Here is a 9,579-nt window from a genome sequence, read left to right as displayed (position 1 = left end):
AGCCGGAGCCGGTGGAGTGTGCCGTTCACGTTCAGGGTGACGTCGACCTGGGGCAGGTCGGGCGGCGACTGGTCAGATAGACGTGCCTCAGTTTCCACATTCTTCATAGCGCCTCGATTCTGATTTCTCCGGAGGAATACCTGCCGGGCAAGAAGGCATTCTTTAATTGCGGGCGGCGTCCCACCGGCCAATAAAACTCATGCGAAGCGCGCAACTGGCACGATCCGCGGAAGGTCCGTGTCACGGCCGATCAGAGCGTCGGCCTCGCCGTGCTTGAAGGATTCGGTGTCTGCTGCAAAACGCTTCCATGGAGTCATTCGGCCGCCTCTTGGCATGCCCTCGGCTGAGCCCTGCGCGGTTGTGCGTGTGGGGGCCGGCCCCCTTCGCACCTGGTCAGGTCGTGTCGTAGAGCGGTTACCTGTTGCTGTTCGAGCATCGCCAACCCATGCACCACTCGCATCCGTGACATCCCTAGCCTGAGTGTCGGAGTCCGCAACCGCAGGGTTGTCCGAGGACCGGCAAGCCATCGCGGAGCGTTTCCCGGCAGCTACCACGGCGGGCGTCACGGAGTAGGGGTGGTGAACCGACACGACCCACCACAGACTCCGCCGACTCCCGCACTTGGCGGGGGCCCGCCCCCAGCGGCGGCGCAGCCGGGGCCGCCCCTTGCGCCGCCCCACGACGCGCCGCATCGCTGGCTGTCCCCCGGCTTCCCTACGTCAGATGACAGACGCGTGAGCACTCCGAGCAGATGGCGGCGCCGCGCGGCTCGGCATCGCGGACGTCGTGCGCTTCCGGCCGCTCATCGAGCAGCACGGCGACGGCGCGCAGCAGCACGTCGGGCGCCTTGAGGGGCTGTATGCGGCCGGCGAAGAGCGGGATCAGGGCGTCCTTTACGGCATCGCACCCCGCGATCAACGCCCGCCAGCCGACGCGCGGTCGTGCAGGCGTGCCGTCTCCGGATTTAGCGTTGCTGCGGCCAGCTGTATCCGGACGCTGACGGGTATTGCCAGCCCTGTCTGACCCACAAGGAAATGAATAGGCATATATCGGACGCGTTGTTGAGTGCACAGTGCGGTCGACAGTTGACTGTGGGCGGGCGCCGGACGGTGGTGCGGCTGACGGCGGCGGCTCTGCCGCGATGCCACTGGCTGTCCGCGGCGGAGGTTTCGCCGAGAAGGTGGTGGACCCGACCACCAGGTATGCCATCGCCGGGCTCGGGGCGAAGCTGCGGTGGGGGGCCAGGGCGCTGGCGCCGACCGGTCGCGCACGGCTGCTCGGGCTGCTGCACGCGCCGCCGGTGTCGGCTCCCAGTCCGGGGATGCTGGGCATCGACGACTTCGCGTTCCGGGCGCGCGCGGATCGTACGGGAGGCTCTTGCTGACTGCGGAGACCACATCGACGTACTGGCGGCCTGGCTGGCCACTCATCCGGTGCGGAGGGCGTGTGCCGGCACAGCGAAGCGGCCAGCCGCGCCGTCTGCGAGGCAGTGCCCGGGATCTACGAGGTGGCCGACCGGTTCCACATGCTGGAGAAGCTGTCCGCTCCGGTGGAGACCGGTCATCCGCACCGTTCCTGCCTGCGCGTGCGCCGACGACGAGGTGGAGCGGACCTCTAGGAGGCTGGAGTCCCTTGTGACGCCAGGCGGTGGTCCACGGTGGCGATGGCCGTCAGGACGAGCACAACCATGGTCATGCCGATCCAGCCGGCGATGGACGTCGCTGCCCCCAGTGGTACCGCGCACACCGCACCGACCAGGCGGTCGGTGATCCGCCCACTGCCGAGCAAGCCTCGGTAGATCGCGTGACCCACGAGGAAGACCGCTGTGCCGCAGCCAAGCCACCACTGGTGTGCATGACCGTCGAAGTGGTGGATGGCGTCGGTGATCCCGGCCGCGACCAGGACGATGCCGATGATCATCACGAGGTGCGCGCCGGTGAATGCGTAATAGGCGAGCATTTGACGGCGGTGCTGGGTGGCCTTCTCGAACTCCTCGTCCGCTCGCGTTTCATCGCCGTCGAAGTACACCCACCACAAGCCCGAGGCCACGGCGATCCCCAACGCGACGCTGAAGGCCAAGGGCGCGTCTACCGCATGGCTGTCCGATCCTTCGGCGCCGATTCCGATGGCGACCACCGACTCGCCCAGAACCACCAGCAGGAGCAGTGCGTGCCGCTCCACGAAGTGATGCGGCTCGAGGACGAAGCCGCGGATGTGCCCCAGGAAGGGCGAGAGGTAGAGGACCAGCACAGCCGTGACCCAGCACACCCAACCCCATGCTTCCGGCAGGTGCGGTGCGATGAGTACGAGGATGCCTGCCGCGGCGTTGAACGGCATGTTGCGAAGGATCGCCTGCCGCGCCGACGGGGCATTTGCTGTCAGATAGACAACCCCATGGATGGCAACGACGGCAAGATACGCCAAGGGGAACGCCCAACCCTCAGGTGTGAAGGCGTAGGGGACGTCAAGCCCCATGATGAAGAAGCCGATCATGGCAAGTATCAATAGGAGCCGTACTTGCACGGCGTCCGGCCGCACCGCGTTGGTGAGCCATCCGAACCCGCTGAACATCCACCACACGACGACCATCGGGAACAGTGCCTTGAGGAGGCCTTCCCATCCGGGGTGGGCCTCCACCGCGTGGGTGACCTGAGTGATGAAGAAGACGAACACCAAGTCGAAGAAGAGCTCGGCCGGCGTCACCCGGCCCTGGGTACTCTCCGAAATCCACAGTCGTCTGGAAACGGGAGAAATCCCGTTCCGTACGGTTTCCCTCATGGCGGTTCGCTTTCCGTCAACGAGTCACCAGGCGGCGAGGTCCGCTGCACCGCCCTTGGCCTCTTCTCGGCGTCGTACAGAGTATCGACCGCATGTCTGGAGTCGGGGAGGCCGCTGGCCCGACCTTGGGGATCATCGGTACAGCCGCGGGACCTTCTCCCGGCTGGTCGGGCGGGATGTCTTGCGGACGCGTAGACGATCGCGGCTGCAGCGAGCAGGCCGGGGATGACGGAGAGGCCGATCGCCCACTGCACGCCGACCCCAGCGACCAGGCCGAAGGCGAGCAGCGGGCCGAAGATCGCGCCGAGGTTGCCCATCATCCGCTCGAGCCCGTACGCCCGCCCGTGCGCCTTGGCCGGGACGATGTCTGCGAGCAGCGCGTTGCGGGCCGGGATGCGCAGGCCGCGGGTGGTCCAGGCGGCGGCGCGCAGGAGACCGACCTGCCAGACCGCGGTCGCGCCGGCGGTGGCGGCGCCGAGGCCGGCGGTGGTGGTGTAGCCGCCGACGGCGATCTTCTGGCGGCCGCTCGGGCCGTCGGCGAGGACACCACCGCCGAAGCGAACCGCCCCGGCGAGGGCCTCGGAGATGCCTTCCACCGCGCCAAGCGCGGCGGCGGCACCGAGGGTGGAGGTCAGTAGAGAGGGCAGCAGGGCGTGGGGATCTCATGGCCGACATCTGCCAGGAAACTGGCACTGCCGATGCCCTTCACGCCTGGTGTGAGCCACTTCTGGTCGGCGTCCGGTTCAGCGGTTGTGGCGGGTACTGCGGGTTCTGGTGTGCTGCTCATCGGGGTACCGCAGCAGGTCAGTGACATTATGGCAAGAGGTTCCGAGGCACTGTCATGCGGTGTTCATGCAAAGCGACAAGCCGCCCAGTCCAGCCAGGGCTGGGTGCTGGAGGTTCCGGGTCTTTCGCATACTGCTCAGATTGGCTAGATTCCTGGCCATGAGTGGTGAGCGGATTCGGCGGTTGCGCGAGGAACGTGGCTGGAGCCAGCGAGAGCTGGCCGAGAAGGCGGCGGTGAGTCGTCAGTTGATCGGCGCGCTGGAGTCCGGCCGCCACACCCCTGCCGTGGATGCGGCTCTGCGCCTGGCCGGCGTACTGGGCACGACGGTTGAGGCGCTCTTTGCGCCTGCCGCCGATGAGCCGGTGCCGGTGCTGGCTGGTGCTCCGTCGTCGGGGCCGGCGGTCGTGGCCCGCGTCGGCGCAACGCAGGTGTACGCCGTTGTCGACCCGGCCACCGGGCTGGACGCCTGGGCGTCTGCGGACGCGGTAGCCGACCGCGGTCGGCTGCGCATGCTGCACCCCGTTGAGCAGGATGCGTTCGTCGTGCTCGGCTGCGATCCGGCGGTCGGTCTGGCCGCCGCGATGCTTCGTGCCCGCGGCCACGCGGTCGTCGCCGTGCACGGCTCCAGTGCCCAGGCGATCGAAGCCTTGGAAGCGGGGCGGGCACACGCCGCCTGCGTCCACGGCCCCGCCGACAGCCTGCCCCGCCCCGCCGTATCTGCGGTCGGATGGCGGCTGGGCAGCTGGCAGGTGGGCCTGGCCGCCCCCGACGACCACAGCCCGGTCGCGCTCGAAGATGTCGCCGCCGGGCAGATGCCTCTCGTGCGGCGTGAGGCGTCCACCTCCAGCCAGCACTCCCTGGAGCGCGCCCTGGCCCGCCTCGGCGTCTCCCTCGATGCGTCGGGCGGGACGGTGGCGGCCGGGCATCTGGACGCCGCCCGCCACGCCGCCGCCGGTCATGGCGCAGCCGTGACGATGACCGCCGCCGCGGCGGCCTTCGCACTTCCCTTCACCCCCATTGAGGAGCACCAGGTCGCCCTGTGGGTCGGTCAGCAATGGGCCGCCCATCCAGCCGCCCGCGCCCTCGGCGACCTCCTGGCCGACCGGGCCTACACCTCCCGGCTCGCCGCCATCGGCGGCTACGACCAGCTCACTTCCTGCGGTACCACCCTCTAAAGCCGCGCCCCGACATCGGACCCTCTTCTGCTGGGAGCACCGCCTTCATGACGTTGCCCGCGATATCCAGACGCCTTCGCCACACCGCTGCCCTGCTCGCGGCCACCACCCTGCTCGCCGCGTGCTCCGCCAACGCCGACTCAGGCGGCGGAGGCGGCGAGCCCGCCTCGATCACCGTGGCCGCTGCCTCCGACCTGCGGCTGGCCTTCACCGACCTGGGCAAGAGATACGAGAAGGACACCGGAGGGAAGGTCATCTTCACCTTCGGCTCCTCCGGCCAGCTGTCCCAGCAGATCACCAAGGGCGCCCCGTTCGACGTGTTCGCCTCCGCCAGCACCAACTACGTCGACGACGTCGTCAAGGCCGGCAAGGGCATCGAGAGCACCCGTGCCGACTACGCCTACGGCCGCCTCGCGATCTGGACCAACAAGGCCGGCGACAAGACCACCTCTATCAAGGACCTGACCGACGCGAAGTACGGCAAGATCGCCATCGCCAACCCCGAGCACGCCCCCTACGGCGTCGCTGCTGTCGAGGCCCTCAAGGACGCCGGGATCTACGACCAGGTCAAGGACCGTCTGGTGTACGGGGAGAACATCTCCGACACGCTGCGCCTGGCCACGTCCGGCAACGCCCAATCCGCGCTGGTCTCCCTCTCGCTGGTGATCAACCGCACCGACGGCGCGTACACCCTGGTCCCGGAGAAGGCCCACAAGCCGCTGCGGCAGGTCCTGGTCGTCACCGCACCGAAGGACAAGCAGGACGCCGCAAAGAAGTTCGCCGACCTGGTCAACAGCGCGGAAGGGCGCAAGGTGATGGACAAGTACGGCTTCGTCCTGCCCGGCGAGAGGACCTCGACCGGCTGATGGACTGGTTCCCGTTGTTGCTGTCGCTGCGGGTTGCGGCGACAGCCACCGCCCTCGCCGCCGTCCTGGGCATCGGTGGCGGCTACCTGCTGGCCAAGGGCCGATTCCGCGGCCGTGGCCTGCTCGAAGCCCTCGCCTCCCTGCCGATCGTGCTGCCGCCCACGGTGCTCGGCTACTACCTGCTGGTGCTGTGCGGCAACGACACCGTCGTCGGCGACACCTGGCAGAACGTCACCGGCCAGCCCCTGGTCTTCACTCCTGCGGGCGCGGTCCTGGCAGCCACGGTCGCCTCGCTGCCGTTCTGCCTGCGCACCGCCCGGGCCGCCATCGAGTCTGTCGACCCCCGCCTGGAGCAGGCCGCCCGCACCATGGGCCTGCCCGAATGGCAGGTCGCCGCCCGCGTCACCTTGCCCCTCGCGAGGCGCGGCATCATCGCTGGCGTCGCCCTCGGTTGCGCCCGCGCGCTGGGCGACTTCGGCGCCACCGTCATGGTCGCCGGCAACATCCCCGGCCAGACCCAGACCATGCCCATCGCCGTCTACGACGCTGTCCAGGCAGGCAACGACGACCGCGCGGCCCTCCTCGCCATCATCCTCTCCCTCGTTGCCGTCGCCGTCCTGATACTGGTCAACCGCTTCTCCCGGAACGCCCTATGACCCAGCCCGATCCCACCGCACCGCCCGTGGTCATGAACGCCACCTGGTCCTCCGGCGACCGCGCATCCATTCACGCCGACTTCACCGCACCTTCCGGCACTACCGTCTTCTTCGGTCCGTCCGGCTCCGGCAAATCGCTCACCCTCGCCCTCATCGCCGGACTGCTCCGGCCGCAGAGCGGCACCATCCACCTCCACGACTCCCCGGTGGCCGACCCCGCGAACAAAATCCACGTCCGCACCCAGGACCGTCACCTGGGCATGGTCTTCCAGGACGCCGCCCTACTTCCACACCGCACCGCGCTCGGCAACCTCACCCTCGCCCTACGACACGTTCCGCACCGCGAGCGCCACGACCAGGCAACGGCCTGGCTCGAGCGCGTCGGCGCCGCCCACCTCGCGGAGCAGAAACCACGCACCCTCTCCGGGGGCGAGCGCCAGCGCATCGCCCTGGCCCGCGCTTTGGCCGGCCAGCCTCGCCTCCTGCTGCTCGACGAGCCGTTCAGCGCCCTTGACCGGCCCACCCGCCACCAGCTCCGCGACCTGCTGGCCACCCTCACCCGCGAGGAGAGGATTCCCACGCTGCTGGTCACCCATGATCCCGACGACGTCACGGCACTGGCCGACAACGTACTTCTCTTCGCACCCGGCCACACCCGCCACCTCATTTCCGCAGCGGAGTTCGAGCCAACCCAGCGGCCAACCCCCGACGTAGCGCTCAGTGACGGTCGTTGCGCGCAGTGATTCTCATGGATCTGTCGACCGGTCAAGCGCGATAGAATGAAACGACTGTCCGAAGTGTGAAGCCACGGCGGGCAGTCCCTGCCGCACCCGTGGCGGGAAGACCGCCACGGAGTACCACACCGCCCGCTTCATCCTCGTGTCGGCCCTCCGCGAGGAACTCGAAGTCCTCGTTCCGGAGGACTGGGGTCCCGGGCGGCCGTGGAAGCCGGGCCCGCCAGTCGACGCGGTGCCGGCCGCCGCGGCGGCCAGGCCGATCCGGATCGGGTACGCGTGCTGCTCGACCGCACAGCAGGAACTCCCCAGCCAGCTCGCCGCGCTCGAACCTGTCTGCAAGCGGATCTTCTGCGAGAAGAGCTCGACCCGTGTCGTAACCACGGCGGACGCCCGAAGGTCATCGACGACGACGTGCTCACCTTCGCCCTGGCGCTCAAGGACATCGCGAAGAAGCTCACCATCAAGACGGAAAGAACGCGGGCAAGTCCCCCTCCGTCGCCTGGCTCCACCGGGCATTCGCCGAGGCTGAGGCGGACATTGCTGGGTAACCCGGCGTGCTTGCTTGGGAAGCGCACCGTCTCGGCGAACACTCGGGTCGTGAGCACACACGACAACGGGCCGACCATCCGTGACTGGCTAGACAACGTGGCCGGGGTGAATATCGCGGACATCCTCGCGCACGGGCACTGCGGCAAGCAGCTGCTGGAGCACTACGCGGTAGAGGTAAGGGACGACATCAACGCGCGTTCGGCGAGGGGACGCTGCCCGCGTTGGCCCTCTACGTCCATGCCATGGCCCGCGCCGACCAGGTCCTGACCGCCAGCATGGACGACCTAGTAGTGCTTCGTTAGGTTGCGGGCTGTCTGCGGCTTCTTCGAGGGCTGGGCAGGGGGCGTCCGCAGGTGGTGCAGGTACCGGTCCAGCACCTCAGCTTGTTCTTTATGGTCTGGCCTGGTCACGTTCGGCAATGGTCGCGGCCGCCTGACCGTTTTGCCCACGTCGTAACGGGTGGCGGGGTGACGGTTCTTTGAGCCGAGCGGCCTGCCGGGACCGGGCCGGTTGGGTTTCGGTGCGCGGGCCGGACAGGGCAAGTGCGGGCGGAGGTTCCTGAACCCGCGGCGGACCCGCGCGGGGGTGAGTCGGCCGGGCTCGGCCGGCTTCTCCCAGGGGCGGCGGAGGTCAGCGGCCAGTGGCCGGGCGAGGCGGAGTTGGGTGTGGGCCGCGATGACCAGCCAGGTCCACCGGTCCGCTGCTGCGGGGGGTGCGGAGCTTCGGGCGGGTCCAGCCCAGCGTCTGCTTGATCATCCGGAAAGTGTGCTCAAGATCGATCCTGCGCAGGAATGCCTGCCAGCGCAGGTCGACGCCCCCGCCCGACAGGCCGGTGGCTGACGACCACAGCCAGACGGGGAGTGGATCATGGCCGCCGGGCAGACGGTCGACCTCTAAGCGGATCAACGTGCCCTCAATGACGGGGAGTTCGCTGGTGTGGTCGATCCACGCGGAACGGGTGGTCAGACGAGGATGGATGCGGTCCCAAGCCATCGCACGAGCGGTGCCGTAGCGGTCGGTAACCTGCACCGTCGCGGCATCAGGCTCGCCCCAGGTCTCGGGTCTGGCGAAGCGGAACTCCTTGCCGTGCTTCGGCGGGCGTCCGCCCTGCGGCGGGGAGATCCACGGCACCGGGACGGGCTTGCGCATCACGCGGTCCGTGCGCATCCGCCCCAGGACCTCCACCGGCAGCCCTTCCAGTAGATAGGCCATGCGCGGGGCGTCATAACCGGCGTCGAAGACGATCAGGATGTCGCGGTCGCCCTGCTGCCACCGGCCCATGCCGATGAGGTCCTCCACCACGCGGCGGACCTGGGCGGCAGTGGCCTCGGCGACATCGTCGGCCGGCCCCAACCTGCGCGCGTCCAGGATCTGGCACCACGAGGTCCGGCCCGACTCCAGCGCGGCCACGAACGAATAGGGCCAGCCGGATACGAACTGGTCCGAGGACCGACCACTGCGGCCGTAGACATGGCAGAACAGGCGGTCGGGGCTGGTCGGCGCGTCCGGCCGCAGCCAGTGGGTGACGTCCACCGCCAAAACCAGGCGACCGTCGGCGGCCTCGGGCTGCGGTAGCCCGGCCAGCACCTGTCGCAGCCGCGGCACATCCACGTTCCCGCAGTTGAGCGCGTCGTACATCGCGCCGTGTCCGCGCCGGTGCTCGGCCGTCAGCGTAAGGTCCACCGGCGTGGTCACTGGGCCGTCCGCGCACAGCAACGCGTCGGTCAGCTCGAACAGCATGTCCCCACGCACGGTCAGGCAGTCGAAGAAGTCGTCCCGGAAGTGTGACGCCGCCGCGAACGCTTCCCGTTGGACGCCAGGGTGCAGCAGACTCATTCCCCCACGGCCTTCGTACTGGTCAAGTGCCTCTTTGGTCGGAGGACAGGATCAGGCGGAGGCCGTGTTCACGTTCCCGGAATCCTCGTCCGAGCGATCACGTTCGGGACATCGTTCGAGGCCAGACCATAAAGAACAAGCTCAGCAGGTCCTGAAGAACGTCGAGGACCTGGTAGAGAGTCAGGCCGGTGTGCG

8 protein-coding genes and 2 pseudogenes are annotated in these 9,579 nt (G+C 68.7%); 6 read left to right on the top strand and 4 right to left on the bottom strand.

Features of this window, described 5'->3' with window-relative positions:
- Positions 1–714 precede the first annotated feature (714 nt).
- On the bottom strand, positions 715–918 hold the full coding sequence (locus tag STSP_RS31235; protein WP_067284376.1) for a hypothetical protein: 204 nt from the start codon (positions 916–918) through the stop codon (positions 715–717).
- A 223-nt stretch (positions 919–1,141) separates the two neighbouring features.
- On the opposite strand from STSP_RS31235, the gene STSP_RS31230 reads away from it, so the two are divergent.
- Complete coding sequence (locus tag STSP_RS31230) at positions 1,142–1,384, top strand: hypothetical protein (protein ID WP_067284375.1); 243 nt, start codon at positions 1,142–1,144, stop codon at positions 1,382–1,384.
- Between the two features lie 230 nt (positions 1,385–1,614).
- Here the strand turns inward: STSP_RS31230 and STSP_RS31225 are convergent, their stop codons facing one another.
- Both STSP_RS31225 and STSP_RS31220 read right to left on the bottom strand, forming a co-directional pair.
- Positions 1,615–2,778 carry a low temperature requirement protein A gene (locus tag STSP_RS31225; RefSeq protein ID WP_078067651.1) on the bottom strand — a complete coding sequence of 388 codons (1,164 nt, stop codon included), beginning with the start codon at positions 2,776–2,778 and terminating at the stop codon, positions 1,615–1,617.
- Entirely contained in the window at positions 2,775–3,374 is a 600-nt protein-coding gene (locus STSP_RS31220) for an MFS transporter (RefSeq protein ID WP_232789863.1), read from the bottom strand. The genes STSP_RS31225 and STSP_RS31220 overlap by 4 nt, the downstream gene beginning before the upstream one ends.
- A gap of 349 nt (positions 3,375–3,723) precedes the next feature.
- Here STSP_RS31220 and STSP_RS31215 point away from each other — a divergent pair, with 349 nt between their 5' ends.
- The 5 genes and pseudogenes from STSP_RS31215 to STSP_RS41445 form a co-directional block, all read left to right on the top strand.
- Positions 3,724–4,740 carry a helix-turn-helix domain-containing protein gene (locus STSP_RS31215; RefSeq protein WP_198547467.1) on the top strand — a complete coding sequence of 339 codons (1,017 nt, stop codon included), beginning with the start codon at positions 3,724–3,726 and terminating at the stop codon, positions 4,738–4,740.
- A 47-nt stretch (positions 4,741–4,787) separates the two neighbouring features.
- Positions 4,788–5,606 carry a molybdate ABC transporter substrate-binding protein gene (modA, locus tag STSP_RS31210; protein WP_067284372.1) on the top strand — a complete coding sequence of 273 codons (819 nt, stop codon included), beginning with the start codon at positions 4,788–4,790 and terminating at the stop codon, positions 5,604–5,606.
- Entirely contained in the window at positions 5,606–6,262 is a 657-nt protein-coding gene (gene modB / locus STSP_RS31205) for a molybdate ABC transporter permease subunit (RefSeq protein ID WP_067284371.1), read from the top strand. Before modA ends, modB begins: the two co-directional genes overlap by 1 nt.
- Positions 6,259–7,005, top strand: coding sequence for an ATP-binding cassette domain-containing protein (locus STSP_RS31200; RefSeq protein WP_067284370.1), 747 nt, complete (start codon positions 6,259–6,261; stop codon positions 7,003–7,005). The genes modB and STSP_RS31200 overlap by 4 nt, the downstream gene beginning before the upstream one ends.
- A 55-nt stretch (positions 7,006–7,060) precedes the next feature.
- Positions 7,061–7,528 (top strand): annotated as a pseudogene (locus STSP_RS41445) (zinc finger domain-containing protein); the annotation flags it as partial.
- A gap of 304 nt (positions 7,529–7,832) precedes the next feature.
- Here the strand turns inward: STSP_RS41445 and STSP_RS31195 are convergent.
- A pseudogene (locus STSP_RS31195) lies at positions 7,833–9,384 on the bottom strand (NF041680 family putative transposase).
- Positions 9,385–9,579: the final 195 nt, after the last annotated feature.

The sequence above is a fragment of the Streptomyces jeddahensis genome (assembly GCF_001642995.1).
Lineage (GTDB): Bacteria > Actinomycetota > Actinomycetes > Streptomycetales > Streptomycetaceae > Streptomyces > Streptomyces jeddahensis.
Note: the sequence above shows the minus strand (reverse complement) of the source record. Positions and strands in the feature narration are given on the sequence as shown.